Origin of the sequence: Frankia sp. KB5, assembly GCF_002099325.1 — a bacterium.
Lineage (GTDB): Bacteria > Actinomycetota > Actinomycetes > Frankiales > Frankiaceae > Frankia > Frankia casuarinae.
In genome coordinates, this window is record NZ_MRUJ01000032.1 from 1 (window position 1) to 15,893 (window position 15,893).

General features: G+C 70.6%; 15 protein-coding genes and 1 pseudogene. All 16 read right to left on the bottom strand.

All coding sequences use genetic code 11. The features are described 5' to 3' along the window. The coding region (locus KBI5_RS04130; RefSeq protein ID WP_085014367.1) for a F0F1 ATP synthase subunit B at window positions 1–554 on the bottom strand (554 nt) is incomplete at its 3' end. A 15-nt stretch (window positions 555–569) separates the two neighbouring features. Further along, complete coding sequence (locus tag KBI5_RS04135; RefSeq protein WP_085014368.1) at window positions 570–806, bottom strand: F0F1 ATP synthase subunit C; 237 nt, start codon at window positions 804–806, stop codon at window positions 570–572. A gap of 65 nt (window positions 807–871) precedes the next feature. Beyond that, complete coding sequence (gene atpB, locus KBI5_RS04140) at window positions 872–1,741, bottom strand: F0F1 ATP synthase subunit A (RefSeq protein ID WP_085014369.1); 870 nt, start codon at window positions 1,739–1,741, stop codon at window positions 872–874. Between the two features lie 665 nt (window positions 1,742–2,406). Then, a complete protein-coding gene (locus tag KBI5_RS27565) occupies window positions 2,407–2,631 on the bottom strand; it encodes a hypothetical protein (RefSeq protein WP_011438090.1) in 225 nt (74 codons plus the stop codon). Continuing rightward, window positions 2,601–3,035 carry a hypothetical protein gene (locus KBI5_RS04150; RefSeq protein WP_085014370.1) on the bottom strand — a complete coding sequence of 145 codons (435 nt, stop codon included), beginning with the start codon at window positions 3,033–3,035 and terminating at the stop codon, window positions 2,601–2,603. Before KBI5_RS04150 ends, KBI5_RS27565 begins: the two co-directional genes overlap by 31 nt. Continuing rightward, window positions 3,032–4,141, bottom strand: a complete 1,110-nt coding sequence (locus KBI5_RS04155; protein ID WP_085014371.1) for an MraY family glycosyltransferase — start codon at window positions 4,139–4,141, stop codon at window positions 3,032–3,034. Before KBI5_RS04155 ends, KBI5_RS04150 begins: the two co-directional genes overlap by 4 nt. A gap of 107 nt (window positions 4,142–4,248) precedes the next feature. Continuing rightward, the gene (gene glyA / locus KBI5_RS04160; RefSeq protein WP_070131257.1) at window positions 4,249–5,505 is read right to left on the bottom strand and encodes a serine hydroxymethyltransferase; all 1,257 of its coding nucleotides are present in this window, start codon (window positions 5,503–5,505) and stop codon (window positions 4,249–4,251) included. A 352-nt stretch (window positions 5,506–5,857) separates the two neighbouring features. Then, a complete protein-coding gene (locus KBI5_RS04165; protein WP_085014372.1) occupies window positions 5,858–6,508 on the bottom strand; it encodes an L-threonylcarbamoyladenylate synthase in 651 nt (216 codons plus the stop codon). 34 nt (window positions 6,509–6,542) lie between these two features. Then, window positions 6,543–7,559, bottom strand: coding sequence for a peptide chain release factor N(5)-glutamine methyltransferase (gene prmC, locus KBI5_RS04170; RefSeq protein WP_011438095.1), 1,017 nt, complete (start codon window positions 7,557–7,559; stop codon window positions 6,543–6,545). Further along, a complete protein-coding gene (gene prfA / locus KBI5_RS04175) occupies window positions 7,556–8,629 on the bottom strand; it encodes a peptide chain release factor 1 (RefSeq protein WP_085014373.1) in 1,074 nt (357 codons plus the stop codon). The genes prmC and prfA overlap by 4 nt, the downstream gene beginning before the upstream one ends. 128 nt (window positions 8,630–8,757) lie before the next feature. Next, on the bottom strand, window positions 8,758–8,994 hold the full coding sequence (gene rpmE, locus KBI5_RS04180; RefSeq protein ID WP_011438097.1) for a 50S ribosomal protein L31: 237 nt from the start codon (window positions 8,992–8,994) through the stop codon (window positions 8,758–8,760). Between the two features lie 340 nt (window positions 8,995–9,334). Continuing rightward, window positions 9,335–11,659 carry a transcription termination factor Rho gene (rho, locus tag KBI5_RS04185; RefSeq protein ID WP_035941632.1) on the bottom strand — a complete coding sequence of 775 codons (2,325 nt, stop codon included), beginning with the start codon at window positions 11,657–11,659 and terminating at the stop codon, window positions 9,335–9,337. Between the two features lie 434 nt (window positions 11,660–12,093). Continuing rightward, window positions 12,094–13,263: a homoserine kinase gene (locus KBI5_RS04190; protein WP_085014374.1), complete on the bottom strand. Its 1,170-nt coding sequence runs from the start codon at window positions 13,261–13,263 to the stop codon at window positions 12,094–12,096. Next, the gene (gene thrC / locus KBI5_RS04195; protein WP_241882651.1) at window positions 13,260–14,351 is read right to left on the bottom strand and encodes a threonine synthase; all 1,092 of its coding nucleotides are present in this window, start codon (window positions 14,349–14,351) and stop codon (window positions 13,260–13,262) included. The genes KBI5_RS04190 and thrC overlap by 4 nt, the downstream gene beginning before the upstream one ends. 38 nt (window positions 14,352–14,389) lie before the next feature. Next, window positions 14,390–15,673, bottom strand: a complete 1,284-nt coding sequence (locus tag KBI5_RS04200; protein WP_085014376.1) for a homoserine dehydrogenase — start codon at window positions 15,671–15,673, stop codon at window positions 14,390–14,392. After that, window positions 15,670–15,893: pseudogene (locus KBI5_RS04205) on the bottom strand (diaminopimelate decarboxylase); the annotation flags it as partial. The gene KBI5_RS04200 and the pseudogene KBI5_RS04205, both read right to left, overlap by 4 nt.

The window sequence follows — 15,893 nt, forward strand, 5'->3', positions numbered from 1 at the left end:
ACGCCCTCGGCCGAGTTGTCAAGCGCTGCGATGAAGTCGTCGATCAGCCGGTTCTGCGTGGCGCTGCTCTCCAGCTGGAATCCGACGATCTTCGAGGCCAGATCGACCGCGATCTCACCGACCTCCCGGCGGACCTGGGCGACGATCTGCGCCCGRTCGGCCGCGAGCTGGGCGTCCGCCCGGGCCTTGATCTCGGCGATCTCGCGCTGCGCCGCGGCGCGGAGTTCCTCGGTGATCTGCCGGCCCTCGCTGTGCGCCTCCTCGCGGATGCGCGCGGCCTCGGTCCGAGCCTCGGCCAGCTGGGCGCGGTACTGCTCCAGCAGGGCCTGCGCCTCGCGTTGCGCCGCCTCGGCGCGGGCGAGCCCGCCCTCGATCCGCTCGGTGCGCTGCGCGTAGGTCCTGGCGATCTGCGGCCTGATCTTCCAGAAGAAGAAGGCCACGAGCAAGGCGAACGACAACGTTCCGATGAGCAGTTCACTCAGCGGCGGGATCAGAACGTTCTCGTCGGAGTGCCCGCTCTCGGCGGCGGCGATAAGGATGGATGTCGCGCTCATGATTGYCCCGCCGGTTTACGGGAAGACGAAGGGAAYGACGAAGCCGATGAGCGCGAGGGCTTCGGCGAGGGCGAAGCCGATGAGCATGTACCGGAAGGCGACCTGCTCGGCCTCGGGCTGGCGGGCGATCGCCTGGACGCCCAGGCCGAAGATGAGACCGATACCGATACCGGGACCGATGGCGGCGAGGCCGTAGGCGACGGCGCCCAGGCTTCCGCTCACAGCGTCCTTGGCGGCGAGAATGTCTGCCATTGCGGTGCTTTTCCTATTCAGTCGGGCACCGGGACTCRCCGGTGCTGGAAGGGTGTGTCGGGAATCTAGGCCCGGGCCGATACCGGCACGCCCGCCGGAGCAGGCGAGGCGAGTTCCTCGGACGGAGCTACCTCGTGCTCTCCGTGCACCATCGCACCGCCGATGTAGGCGGCTGTGAGGATCGTGATGATGTACGCCTGGAGAGCGTCGATGACAAGCTCGAACGCCGTGAGGATGATCRCCACCAGCAGTGAGGCGGCGCCGAACACATAGGGGGGCTTGGGCAGCAGGTAGTCCGCGCCCAGCGAGAAGACCAGCAGCAGGATGTGCCCGGCGAACATGTTCGCGAAGAGCCGGACCGCCAGCGTGAAGGGCCGAACGATCAAGGTCGAGAGAATCTCGATCGGCGCCAGGAGCACGCGGATCCACAGCGGCGCGGTGGGAGCCGGGTCAATCATCTCCTTGAAGTACGGACCGGCGCCGTTGGCCTTGATGCCCGCGTAGTTGAACAACACGTACGTGACGAGCGCCAGAACCATCGGGACGGCGATGCGCGAGGTCGCCGGGAACTGGGCCCCGGGCACCACCGCGAGCACGTTGCAGATCAACACGAAGCTGAACAGGACGAGCAGGTAGGGCGTGTACCTCGTGCCCTTCTCGCCGATGACACCCCGGGCGATCTGCAGATCGATGAAGTCGTAGGCCGACTCGCACAGGTTCTGGAGGCCGCGAGGTATGATTTTAGCTCGGCGGAATCCCAACCAGAAGATCACACCGACAAACAGTGCAGCAAAGATCGTGAGCGCGGTGGCCTTGTTGAGGTAGAGATTGACCGAGCCGATCCCGACATCGAACCAGTGCGGAGTCTGGAAGACCTCCTTGGTGGGGCCTTCGAAGCCCTCGTCGGCGAGGACCGRCACGACAAACACCTCCATGATCGATTAGGTAGCGCGTTCACGGCCCGGCAAGGTTGCCGTGCTCGGCGGCAGATTGCCTCCACCCTWCCGGGTTCGCACGACACGCTCACACCGAAGAACGACCCGTCGCCAACCGGGTACAGCGCTCCGAAGGACACCTCGACAAGCCCAGGCCCTGATGGGTGTCGGCAGGCCGACGTCCTGTTGYCCGCGATACTATCCACACCGGCACCCCACAAGCACGGACTCGCTTCGACGTTCGCGCTGGTTCATCCGCGCGTTGTCTATGGGTTTCACTCCGTTGCTACCCATTCCACACAGCGCGACGAGTTGATGACACGCGGCTTCCAGCTGCACCCATCTCCCGCCGTCGGCTACGCCCAGTAGCGTCACAACGTCTGCCAGATGAGCACAATTCGGCTCTCCCTTCCCCGTCTCGGCGACCTGGGTCCACTCTGACCGGAATCGGTTGCGCCGTCGATGACCTTCGAGGTCATCGACGGCGAGGACCGGCCCGATTCAATGGAACAGCCGGGGCGGTCGGTACAGCCAGGTCCAGCAGGACGGAACTACCAGGACAAGCGGGACAGAACGGTCAGGCCGAACGAACTGGGCGAACAGGACCAACGGAGCGTATTTCGCCAAGACCGCCGAGCTGGCCGGAAGCCTGGCTATCCRCCCTCTCACCGGGTAAGTCGATAGATCACGAGGTACATCGCGGCGGCGAGGCCGACGGTCAGTCCGATCGGCAGGAACAGCACGTGAAAGCCGAGAAGGCGATCCGCTCCAAAACCGACCAGTCCCCAGAAGAGCATTCCGGCGATCAACGTGCCGAAGACGTTCCACGCCTCGCCGGGACCGTTTCCCCCCGAGGTCATCAGACCGGCGGACGGCGCGAGGCGTCCCACGCGCCGGGACGCTCCGGGTCGTAGAAGGGCATCCGGGTGTGGGTCGCGACCCAGAGCTCGGCACCCATCCACCCGAAGACCCCGGCGAAAATCGACCAGGCGAAGGCCGGCAGGTCAAGGGCCTCCGTGTCCTGGATCACCACGAGCAGGACACCCAGCAGTGCTACCTTCGCCGCGTAGGTGCCGAGGGCCGCCGGCAGGAGCAGATGCGGYGCCCGGSGCGCGACGGCCCCGACCGCCACCTTGCTGATGCCGAAGAACGCCATGACGATCATCAGGCCGACCGCGGCGCTCAGGGCGCCCGTCCCGCCGCGCAGGACCGCCGCGAGCCCCACCGCCGGGACCGCCAGCACCCCGGTCAGCGCCGCTCCCAGCCGGATCACCCGGGCCGCCGGCACGATCATGCGCGCCGCGCCGATCGCTGGGTCCTGATCAGCAGCGCGATCAGGGCCGCGAGGCCCACTCCGACGGTGGCGACCAGGATCGGCAACGGGGAGTTGGAGAACGACGCGGCGACACCTCCGAACCCGACCAGAGCCGCCCAGAAATACATGAAGAGAACCGCCCTCACGTGCGAATTACCGATTTCCAGCATGCGGTGGTGGAGATGCATCTTGTCCGCCGCGAACGGCGAGCGCCCCGCCCTCGTCCGCCGGACGACCGCGAGCCCGAGATCGAGAAACGGAACGGCGAGCACGRCCAGGGGTATCGCCAACGGGATCAGCGACGGGTACGACCGTGAGGGTCCAGCGTAACCCCCGTAGGCCACCTGACCGGTCACGGAGATCATCGATGCGGCCGACAGCAGGCCTATGAGCATCGAGCCCGAGTCCCCCATGAACAGCCGGGCCGGATTGAAATTGTGCGGCAGGAACCCGATGCAGACCCCGGCGGTCACGGCGGCCAGGAGCGCCGCCGGGGAGGCCCGGTAGAAGCCGTTGATCACTGCGATCTGATAGGCGAAGTAGAAGGTCGCGCCGGCGGCGATCGCCGCGACGCCCGCCGCGAGGCCGTCCAGGCCGTCGATGAAGTTCATCGCGTTGATAAGCACCACCGTGGCGAGGATGGACAGCGGGACCGCGGTCTCCGGTCCCAGGCTCAGCGTCGTCTCGCTGTCCCGATTGATCGCAAACGTCCATTGGACGCCGAGGAGCACCATGATGCCGGCCGTGGCGACCTGCCCGGCCAGTTTGGTCAGGGAGTCCAGTTCCCATCGGTCGTCGGCGACGCCGAGCAGGCAGATCAAGGTGCCGGCGACGAGCACCGCCCGGATCTCCGACCAGTCCTGGGAGACCACCGAGAGGAACGGCAGGCGGTCCRCCACCCCGAACCCGGCGTAGAGCCCGGCAAGCATGGCCAGGCCCCCCAGCCGGGGCGTCGGGGTGGAGTGGACGTCGCGGGCACGTACCCCGGCGACGGCACCGATGCGCATGGCGAAGACGCGTGCCACCGGCGTGGCGAGAAAGGTCACCGCCGCCGAGACCACGAAGACGAGCAGGTACTCGCGCACCGTCGGGCATCTCCCGCCTGCCGGACCCGGATCCGGCTACTGCCGCCTACTGCCGCCTACTGCCGCGGCCGTGCGGAACCGCCTGATCCCCTACCGCGGATCGACCCCTACCGCGGATAGGCCGGATGCCGGGCGACGAGCGCGGACACCGCCGCAGCGACGTCGGCGGCGGCTTCCGGCTCACGCACCGCGTGGGCGATCAGCCCCGCGATCTCCTTCATCTCCCCCTCGCCCATCCCCTGGGTGGTGACCGCCGGGGTTCCCACCCGGATGCCGGAGGAGATCGCGGGCGGCTGCGGGTCATAGGGAATGGCGTTCTTGTTCAGGGTGATGCCGGCCGCGTCGCAACGCGCCTCGGCTTCCTTGCCGCTGACCCCGAGTTCCCGCAGGTCGAGCAGGGCGAGATGGGTGTCGGTGCCACCGGCGACGGGCCGGATGCCCTCGGCGGCAAGCTCGTCGGCGAGCCGCTGCGCGTTGGCCACCACCTGGCGAGCGTACTGCGCGTAAGCGGGCGAGGCCGCCTCCCGCAACGCGACGGCCTTCGCCGCGACCGCGTGCATCAGCGGGCCACCCTGGCTGAACGGGAACACGGCCTTGTCGATGCGGGAAGCCAGCTCCTCACGCGCGAGGATCATGCCCCCTCGCGGGCCGCGCAACACCTTGTGGGTGGTGAAGCTGACAACGTCGGCGTAGGGAACGGGGCTCGGGATCGCGCCCCCGGCGACCAGACCGATGAAGTGCGCCGCGTCCACCATCAGCCACGAACCGACCTCGTCGGCGATCGAGYGGAACGCGGCGAAGTCGATCAGACGTGGGTAGGCCGTCGCCCCACAGATGATCATCTTGGGCCGGTGCTGGCGGGCGAGCTCCCGCACCTGGTCGTAGTCGATCAGCTCGGTGTCCTCCCGCACGCCGTAGGCCACCACGTTGAACCACTTACCGGAGAAGCTCACCTTGCTGCCGTGGGTGAGGTGACCGCCATGCGGCAACGACATCGCCAGGACCGTGTCACCTGGCGTGAGTAGCGCCGCGTACACGGCGAAGTTCGCCGACGAGCCCGAATGCGGTTGCAGGTTGGCGTGCTCCGCGCCGAAGAGCTGCTTCGCCCGGGCGATGCCGATCTCCTCGGCCCGGTCGACCACCTGGCAACCGCCGTAGTAACGCCGACCCGGATACCCTTCGGCATACTTGTTCGACAACGTCGAGCCCAGCGCCGCCAGCACCGCCGGGGACGTGAAGTTCTCGCTCGCGATGAGTTGCAGGCCGCCGCGCAGCCGGTCCAGCTCATCGAGGACCACCTCCGCGATCTGCGGATCCGTCGCGCTCAGCTGGTCGAAGTCCGGGCCCCAGAACGGGGTGCTCATGACGTTTCTAACCTCCTGCGTTAGAACGGCGACCGCGCTGGAACGGCGACCGCGCCACAACCGGCAACCGCGCCACAACCGGCAGCCGATGACCGGTGCCGCCGCGCGGGCGACCCGGTCACCCCATGCTCCTCTGGCCCGGGAACACCATCCACCCGGATCTACCCGAAGCCACCCGCTGTGACCATCGCCCCGCGACCCGGTTCAGGATCGTACGGGACTCTCCCGCCGGGACGATCAGCGGCGTCATGCCCACCCCACCCCGGCCCGGACCGTATCCCGGCCCGGACCGTCCGGACCGGCTCCGGCACGCGGGGTCGCCTGCGAGCTACGGGCTCATCGGTTCACGGGCTCATCGGTTCACGGGCTCCCGGATCAGCGGCAGCACCGCACGCAGCGCGGTGAGRCCAATCGCGCCGCTGCGCAGTACAACGGGCACCTCCCCGGTGCAGTCGACGATGGTCGAGGGGACGGYGGCCGGGCACGGTCCCCCGTCGAGATAGACATCCGCGGCACCGCCGAGCTGGTGCAGCGCCTCGTCGATCGTCGTCGCCGGAGGCTGGCCACTGATGTTCGCGCTGGAGACGGCCATCGGCCCGGTCCGACCCAGCAGCTCGATCGCCACCGGGTGCAGGGGCATGCGCACCGCCACCGTGCCCCGGCTCTCCCCGAGATCCCAGCGCAGCGACGGGGTGTGCCGGGCCACCAGCGTCAGCCCGCCCGGCCAGAATGCGGTGATCAACTCCCGGACCTGGGGGGTCATCCGCTCGATCAGCCCGTCGAGGGTGCGCCAGGAGCCGACCAGGACCGGAACCGGCATGTTCCGGCCACGCCCCTTTGCCGCCAGCAGCGAGGCCACCGCGTCCCGATCGAAGGCGTCGGCGCCCAGCCCGTAGAGCGTGTCGGTGGGGAGCACAACCAGCCCGCCCCGGGCGACGGTGCTGACCGCCGCGTCGAGACCGCGGGCCCGCTCCCGTTCGTCAGAGCAGTCGAAACGTTCCATTGCCCGTCCTCTTCTCAAGGATCAGGGTTCGTCCTCAGGATCGGGGCTCACGGGACGCCCCGCGCCGGCCGGCGACGAACCGGTCCCGGCCGGCCAGGTCCCGATAATCCGCCACGTGCGACCAGCGACCGTCGGCGCGAAGCAGCTCGGGCGCCGACACCCCGTGGCCGTCGGCGTGTTCGATGACGAGGAGACCGCCTGGCCGCAGGAGCCGCGCAGCCACCCCGACAACCGTACGCACCACGTCGAGCCCGTCGGGCCCCCCCCACAGGGCGCGGGCCGGATCATGCTCGCCCACCTCGGGCTCCACCGTGTGGCGGTCGGCGTCGGGGAGGTACGGCGGATTGCTGATGATCAGGTCGACCGTCCCGGCGAGTCGGGTGAGCGACTCGGGCAGCGCCGCGGCGATGTCGGCTGCGTGCGCCGTCACGGGAAGACCGGTGCCGGCGATGTTGCGTCGCAGCCAGACCACCGCCGCCGGGTCGACCTCCACGGCGTGCACCGTCGCGCCGGGCAGCTCCGCCGCCAGGGACAGCGCGATCGCCCCCGAGCCCGCGCACAGATCGACGCACAACGGTCCCGGCCGCCGGGCCCCGGCGGAGCCGGTGAGCTCTGTAAGCGCCCATTCGACGACGGACTCCGTCTCGGGCCTCGGGATGAAGACCCCGGGGCCGACGGTGAGATCGAGGTGGCGGAAGCCGGCGACACCGGTCAGGTGCTGCAGCGGCACCCGCTGCGCGCGCCTGGCCACAAGCTCGTCCAGCCGCCGCGCCGCCGCCGCCGTGACGTCGTCGAGCAGTGCCAGCCGGCCGCGGGGCACCGCGAGCACGAAGGCGGCGAGCTGCTCGGCGTCGGCGCGGGGGCTCGCCACCCCGGCCGCACGCAACCGGTCGGTCGCCGCCGCCAACCACGCGCCCAGCGGTGTCAGGTCGGCCGCGTGGCGCACCGGGCTCAGGGGATCCGTGGAGCCCGGATGCGGGGACGCACCCCGGCCCGGCTGCTCCTGCTCCGTGCCCCGTGAGCGCCCCTGCGCGGCCGGCGGGCCGGTCATGACGCCTGAGCCGCCAGCCGCGCGTCGAGGTCCGCGGCGGCCAGCGCGTCGAGGACCTCGTCGAGCTCCCCGTCGAGCACCTGGTCGAGGTTGTGTGCCTTGTAGCCGACCCGATGGTCGCTGATCCGGTTCTCGGCGAAGTTGTAGGTCCGGACCCGCTCCGACCGGTCCACCGTGCGGACCTGGCTGGCACGCGCCAGCGACGCCTCCGACTCGGCCTTCTCCCGGGCCGCCCCGAGCAGACGGGCCCGCAGGATCCGCAGCGCGGACTCCTTGTTCTGTAGCTGGCTCTTCTCGTTCTGACAGGAGACCACCACACCGGTCGGGATATGGGTGATCCGGACCGCGGAGTCCGTGGTGTTGACACTCTGCCCACCGGGGCCGGACGAGCGGAACACGTCGATGCGCAGGTCGTTCGGGTCGATCTCGACATCAACCTCCTCGGCCTCCGGAAGCACCAGGACCCCGGCCGCCGAGGTGTGGATACGTCCGGYGGACTCGGTGACGGGCACCCRCTGGACGCGGTGCACCCCGCCCTCGAAGCGCAGCCGGCCATAGACACCGTCCCCGGGGCCCGCGGGTCCCCGGGCCTTCACCGCCACGCTGACATCACGGTAACCGCCGAGGTCGGAGGGGTTGGCGTCGAGGATCTCGGTCTTCCAGCCGCGCCGTTCGGCATAGCGCAGATACATCCGGAGCAGGTCTCCGGCGAACAGCGCCGATTCTTCGCCACCGGCGCCGGCCTTGACCTCGAGGATGGCGTCCCGGGCGTCGTCGGGGTCGATCGGGACGAGGTAGGCCCGCAGTCGGTCGTTGAGCCGGGCCAGCTCCTCGCCGAGATCCTGGACCTCGTCCCGGAACGACGGGTCCAGCAGCGCGAGCTCGCGGGCGGCAGCGAGGTCTCCCTCCACCCGGTCGAGCTCGCGCGCAAGATCCACGACCGGGGCGAGCTGCGCGTAGCGACGGCTCAGGGCGCGCGCCTTCGCGGGGTCGTTGTGCACCGCCGGGTCGGCGAGCTGCCCCTCGATCTCGGCGTGCTCGGCGATCAGGCCGTCGAGCGGGGACGTCATCGTGGTTCCTTCGCACGTCATGGTCCTGGAACGCGTCACGGTTCCGGGAGGGGGTCGGTGGGACGGGTATCGTCCGTCCCAGACGCGAACGGCGCCCGTCCGGAGTCCGGACGGGCGCCGCGGCCGAGCTACTTCGCGCCGCCGACCTTCTCGCCGGGGCGCCGCCGGCCGAACCGGCGCTCGAACTTCTCGACCCGGCCGCCGACATCGAGGATCTTCTGCTTGCCGGTGTAGAACGGGTGGCACTGCGAGCAGACCTCGGCGTTGACGACGCCGTTCTCCTTGGTGCTGCGGGTGGTGAAGGTGTTCCCGCAGGTACAGGTGACCGTCGTCTCGTGGTAGGTCGGGTGGACGTCAGGCTTCATGATCCCTCTTTCAAAGTGGCCGCCGGGTCGTCGTCTCGCGTGGACGACGTGAACCGGAGCCGGTCTGCTGCCAGTCTGCCAGAGGCCGGATGCACCGACCGCCAGCCGATGCAAGGGTCCCCACACTGCGGCGAAGCCCCCCGACGACCCCCCAGCAAGATCGCCGAAGGCGATCGCGCGGAAACCCCGAACGGCGCCCTGGGCCAGGGGCCCCCACACTGCGGCGAAGCCCCCCGACGACCCCCCAGCAAGATCGCCGAAGGCGATCGCGCGGAAACCCCGAACGGCGCCCTGGGCCAGGGGCCCCCACACTGCGGCGAAGCCGCCGTGTGGGGGAAGGCTAATCCTGAGGCGGTGCGGTCTTGGCGATCTGCATCAGGAACTCGTAATTCGTCCTGGTCTGCTTGAGCCGATCGAGCAGGAGCTCGAGGGCCTGCTGGGTCTCCCTGGTATGGAGCACGCGACGCAGCTTGTGCATGATCACGAGCTCGTCCGGGGCAAGCAGGATCTCCTCCTTGCGGGTACCGGAGGCGTCGACATCCACCGCGGGGAAGATCCGCTTGTCGGCAATCTTGCGATCGAGCTTGAGCTCGGCGTTGCCGGTTCCCTTGAACTCCTCAAAGATCACGGTGTCCATCGTCGAACCGGTCTCCACCAGCGCCGTCGCAATGATCGTCAGAGACCCGCCGTTCTCGATGTTGCGGGCCGCGCCGAGGAACCGCTTCGGCGGGTAGAGCGCCGTCGAGTCGACACCGCCGGACAGGATACGACCGGAGGCCGGGGCCGCCAGGTTGTAGGCACGGCCCAACCGGGTGATCGAGTCGAGCAGCACGACGACGTCGTGGCCCAACTCGACCAGACGCTTGGCCCGCTCGATGGACAGCTCGGCGACATTGGTGTGGTCGGCCGGTGGACGGTCGAAGGTGGACGCGATGACCTCGCCCTTGACCGACCGCTGCATATCGGTGACCTCCTCCGGCCGCTCATCGATGAGCACGACCATGAGGTGGACTTCCGGGTTATTCGTCGTGATCGCGTTCGCGATGGACTGCAGCACCATCGTCTTACCCGCCTTGGGCGGGCTGACGATCAGGGCCCGCTGCCCCTTGCCGATCGGCATCACGAGGTCGATGACCCGCGTGGTCAGCATGTGGGGCTCGGTCTCCAGCCGCAGCCGCTCCTGGGGGTAGAGYGGAGTCAGCTTGGTGAACTCCGGCCGGCCGCGTGCCTCCTCGGGCTCCATCCCGTTGATGGTGTCGAGCCGGACCAGCGCGTTGTACTTGTCCCGGCGCTGCTCGCCCTCTTGCGGGGCGCGGACGACACCGGTGATGGCGTCACCGCGGCGCAGCCCGTTGCGACGCACCTGGGCGAGGCTGACATAGACGTCGGTCGGGCCGGTCAGGTACCCGCTGGTCCGCACGAAGGCGTAGTTATCCAGAACGTCGAGAATGCCGGCGACGGGGACCAGGACGTCGTCCTCGCGCAGGACCGGCTCGTTCTCGCTCGGGCCGGCCTGCCCGCCGCGACCGCGGTTACGACCGCGTTCCCGGAAGCGGCCCCGCCGGCCACGGGCGGCGAAGTCGTCCTCGCCTTGCCCCCCTTGCCCTCCCTGCCCGGGCCGGTCGCCGCCGGAACGCTCTGCCCCGGACCGGTCACCCTGCTGGGTGCGATCCACGCGGCTGGGACGATCAGCGGACTGACGGTCCGTACCGGAGCGACGGTCCGCGCCCTGGCGGTCCGCCGTGGCACGCTCGCCGCCGGCCTCACCGCCCTGACGGTCACTCGCGCTCACCCGGCCGTTGTCGGCGGAACGATCCCGGCGGTCCTCCCGACTCCGGGGACCGGCATCGGTCTGGCGGTGGGACGCGGCGGCCGGCGGAGCCGACGCGGGCGCCCCGGTCGGCTGGGCGGACACGGTCGGCTGGGCCGAAGCCACGGCGGAGGCGGCCGATCCGGCCCGGGCGTCCACAACCGATCCGGCCCGGGTCTCCACGACCGTGTCCCCAGCCGCCGTTTCGGGCAGGGTCGGCTGCTCGGCGGCGGGGCTCGCCGCCGCCCGAGAGGCTCCACGGCGGGAACGGGTGCGGGTAGCGGTGCCGTCCGAGCCGGCAGCCTGCCGGGACACCCGCGGCGCGGGGGATGTCTCGCTCGCGGCCGGAACCGGTCCGGCGGGCGAGGCCGGCCCCGACTCCGCCGGGGGCGGCGGTGCAAGGGCCGTGGAGGCCGTGGAGGCTGCGGAGGCCGAAGAAGTCGCTGGGGCCGCCGCGACGGGCGTCACGGCCGCGGACTCGTTGTTCTGCACGTTCTGGATCGCGGCGATGAGCTGGCCCTTGCGCAGCCGGCCCACGCCCTGGATCCCCAGGGACGAGGCCATGGCCTGCAGCTCGGGGAGCAGCATCGCGGACAGACCGGTGCCCTGCCGGCGGCGTCGGGTCACGGCCGCACCTTCTCCGGCCGGAGAAGGTGCGGCGAGAGCGGTCCGGGTGATACGGCCTGCGCGCGAGTCACCGTTCCCGGTGGACTCAGCCGAGATGGCGTCTGCGGACGAGGTGCTCGCCGCCGGGTCACTCTCCCGGGGCGATGCAGGCGTCACGGGCGGCGCAGGCGTCACGGGCGGCGCAGACTCACGTGCGCTCTGCGGCAGCACGTTGGTGGTGTCGCTCAAGGTTTTCCTTCCCTGAAGGAACTGGCTCCTGGTGAGCCGGGCGTTGCTTGTGGACCTTCTTCGCCTGCACACATGCCGGATGAAGGGGTATACAGCACCGAATGGGCGAGCATCGCGCCCGTGTACGGCGCCAGCGGCCGACTGCCGCGAGCGAACTCGCCGATCCCGCCTGGGAGTGCCGGTGTGGAGCCGAGGCAACGACGACGAAGCTTATACACCGGAGTCCCGAACCATGTTCCACCTGGCGAGACCAGAGCGGCATGGCGGGAGCGAGCACGCGCCGCGGTGGCAGCGGGTGCAGTCACCAGACTATCCAGCGGCAGACGCCTCGGCAACAACCTTGAGACGTCAGGACTTCCCGATGTGACACACAACCGCGCATCGGGAGCTCACAGCGCCAGCCGTCGCAGCGGATCCCACCGCGGGCAACGGGGTCATGGCGCTGYGGATCGACATCGGATGACGCGTGCACCGTGTCTGTCCACCGGCAGCGGGGCGACGGAGAACCCGGCACCCGCCACGTCCACCGCCGCCGCGGCCTGTTCACCACCGACGGCGAGGGCGATGACGGATGGCCCCGAACCGGACAGGGCCGCCGCGATCCCCCCGCCGCGCAGCCGACCGACGAGGTCCGCCGACGCCGGGACGCCGGGGAACCGGTAGGGCTGATGCACCAGATCCTCGGTGGCACGCAGGAGTGCCTCGGCACGTCGGGACGGCTGCCCGGCGGCCGGCTCGGCGGCCGACATCGTCAACGCCAGCAGCGCGGCCCGACCGAGGTTGCGGGCGGCGTCGGCGAACGGAACGCCGCTCGGCAGCGCCCCGCGCGACTGCTCGGTCGACTGCCGTATCGCGGGGATGAAGATCACGGGTCTCAGCTCGGCGAAGGGATCGACGCGCAGGGACCGGGCACCGTCGCCGTCCTGCCACGCAACGGTGAAGCCCCCGCTCAGCGCCGCGGCGACGTTGTCCGGGTGCCCCTCGATGGCGCTGGCGAGCCGCAGCATGCCCGCGGGCCCGAAGAAGCCGGCTCCGGACGCCGCTCTGGACACCGGGTCCGGCTCGGGTGCGTCATCGGGCGCGGACACGGAGTCCGCGCCGGCGTCAAAGGCGGTATCGGCGTCAAAGGCGGCATCGGCGTCAAAGGCGGCATCGGTCTCGAAGGCGGGCCCGAGGTCCGGCTGCGCGAGCGCGGCGGCGGCGACGACCCCGGCGACGATCGCCGCGGCCGATGATCCCAGCCCGCGGCCGTGCGGGATCCGGTTGACGCAGTGCAACGCGAGACCGGGCTGCGCCCGGCCGAGGGTGTCGAAGGTCGCCCGGATCGCCCGGACCACGAGGTGCGTCTCGTCCCGGGCGACGACGTCCGTGCCGACGACGTCAACGGTGAGACCGGATCGGGTCGTCTCGACATCGACCTCGTCGTACAGGCCCAATGCCAGGCCGAACGTGTCAAAGCCGGGGCCGAGATTCGCGCTGGTCGCCGGCACCCGGACCCGGACCCGCCGCGACACGCCGTCGGCGGCGGTGACCGGCCCGGACCGGCCGACCCGCTCGGCGAAGGCCGCCGTCCCGCCTGGGCGCGGGGAGGACCGAGTGGTCACGAGCGCTGCAGCCCCAGCGCCTCGGCGGCGCCCGCGACGGTCGGGCGGATCGTTTCCGGCCGGGCCGCGCCGCTGATCGCCCAGTCGGGGTCCTTGAGCCCGTTGCCCGTGACGGTGCACACGACCTGCTCGCCGGGTTCAATCCGGCCGGCCGCCCGTGCCTTCAGCAGGCCCGCGACGCTGGCGGCGCTGGAAGGCTCCACGAAGACGCCCTCCCTGCGGGCCAGCAGGCGGTAGGCGGCGAGGATCTCCCGGTCGTTCACGGYGTCGATCAGACCACCGGAGGCCTCTCTCGYCTCGACAGCGAGATCCCACGACGCCGGGTTGCCGATGCGGATCGCCGTGGCGATCGTCTGCGGCGAGGTCACCACCTCGCCCCGCACGATGGGCGCGGCACCCGCTGCCTGGAAACCGCACATCCGCGGGCGGCCGCTGGCGATCCGGTTGTTCTCCTCGAGGTAGCCCCGCCAGTAAGCGGTGATGTTGCCGGCGTTGCCGACCGGCAGGCAGTGGACGTCCGGGGCCCGGCCGAGCGCCTCCACGATCTCGAAGGACGCCGTCTTCTGCCCCTCGAGACGGAAGGGGTTCACCGAGTTGACCAGGGTCACCGGCGAGGTGTCGGCGAGTTCGCGCGCCACCCGCAGGCAGTCGTCGAAGGAGCCGTCGAGCTGCAGCAGCCGGGCCCCGTGGACAAGCGCCTGGGCGAGCTTGCCCAGGGCAATTTTTCCGCTGGGCACCAGCACCGCGCAGGTGATGCCGGCGCGGGCCGCGTAGGCGGCGGYCGACGCCGAGGTGTTGCCGGTGGACGCGCAGATGACAGCCTGGGAACCGGCGCCGACAGCCCGGCTGATGGCCACCGTCATCCCGCGGTCCTTGAAGGAGCCAGTCGGATTCGCCCCTTCGATTTTGAGATGAACCTCACATTCGGTGAGGTCGGAGAGGTGTGCCGCGGGCAGCAGGGGCGTCCCACCCTCACGCAACGTGATGACGGGCGTGTCGTGTGCGATCGGCAGACGGTCCCGGTACTCCTCGATGATTCCCTGCCACGGCCGGTGCGGYCGATCGGGCGCCGCGGACAGCACCGGCACGGCCGGCTCGTCCGCGAGCGGTGTGGATGACGTCGTGGTCACGGCTCACCTCCCTCAACCCGCATCACGCCGGACACCGCCCGGACACCGGCGAGGCCGCGGAGCTCCTCGACGGTGGCGGACAGTGCCGCGTCCGGGGCGGCATGCGTCACCAGGACGAGRCTCGCGTCGTCGCCGCGGCCGTCCTGACGAACGCTCCTGATAGACACATCGTGACGCGCGAACGCCCCAGCGACCGTCGCGAGCACGCCGGTCTTGTCGGTGACGTCGAGATTCACGTGATACCTCGTCACGGTACGGCCCATCGGCAGCACAGGCAGCGCGGCGTAGGACGATTCACCAGGGCCGCGACGGCCAGCGATACGGTTGCGCGCGACCGCGACCACATCCCCGAGCACCGCCGAGGCGGTCGGCGCCCCGCYGGCGCCCTGGCCGTAGAACATCAGCTGGCCCGCCGCCTCGGACTCGACGAACACCGCGTTGAAGGCCTCCCGCACCCCGGCCAGCGGGTGGGTGCGCGGGATCATCGCCGGGTGGACCCGCACGCTGATCCCCTCGGTCTCGGCCGAGCGTTCCGCCACCACGAGCGCCTTCACAGTGCAACCGAGCTCCCGGGCGCTGGCGATGTCGGCGGTGGTGACCTCACCGATGCCGACCCGGTAGACGTCGTCGATCGTTACCCGGGAGTGGAAGGCCAGCTGGGCCATGATGGCCGCCTTCGCGGCCGCGTCGAACCCATCGATGTCGGCGGAGGGATCGGCCTCGGCGTATCCGAGCGCCCCGGCCTCGGCGAGTGCCTCGGTGAACGACGCGCCGATCTCGTCCATCCGGGTCAGCACGAAGTTGGTCGTCCCGTTGACAATGCCGAGCACCCGGTGCACACGATCCCCGGCCATGCTCTCACGCAGCGGGCGGATCAGCGGGATGGCCCCGGCCACGGCGGCCTCGTAGTAGAGATCGGTGCCGGCCGCGGCGGCCGCGTCGTGCAGCGTCGCGCCGTCCGAGGCCAACAGGGCCTTGTTCGCGGTGACCACCGACTTACCCCCCCGCAGGGCGGACAGCAGCCAGGAGCGGGCCGGCTCGATGCCGCCGACAAGCTCGATCACGATGTCGACGTCGTCCCGGGCGACGAGGCCCGCCGCATCCCCGGTGAACAGCGCCGGATCCACGTCGAGGGCGCGGGCGCGGCCCGGCCTGCGCACCGCGATCCCGGCGAGCTCCAGGGGAGCCCCGACCCGGGCGGCGAGATCGGCGGCGTTGGCCTGCAACAGCCGGACGGTCTCGCTGCCGACGACCCCACAGCCGAGCAACGCGATCCTCACCGCGCCACCTCCGGGGAGGCCGGGTCGGCGCCCGGCTCGACCTTCACGCCCGGATCGACCTTCACGCCCGGATCGACGTCCAGGCGCAGCAGGTCGTCCTCGGTCTCCCGCCGGACGATGATCCGGGCCGCGCCGTCGCGCACGGCGATCACCGGTGGCCGCGCCACGTGGTTGTAGTTGCTGGCCATCGACCGGTGGTAGGCGCCGCTGGCGGGAATGG

Excerpts from the sequence above, each read along its gene's own strand:
- prmC (WP_011438095.1), bottom strand. The coding sequence starts at position 7,559 with ATGACCGGCCCGCCGGCCGCGCAGGGGCGCTCACGGGGCACGGAGCAG.
- rpmE (WP_011438097.1), bottom strand. The coding sequence starts at position 8,994 with ATGAAGCCTGACGTCCACCCGACCTACCACGAGACGACGGTCACCTGT.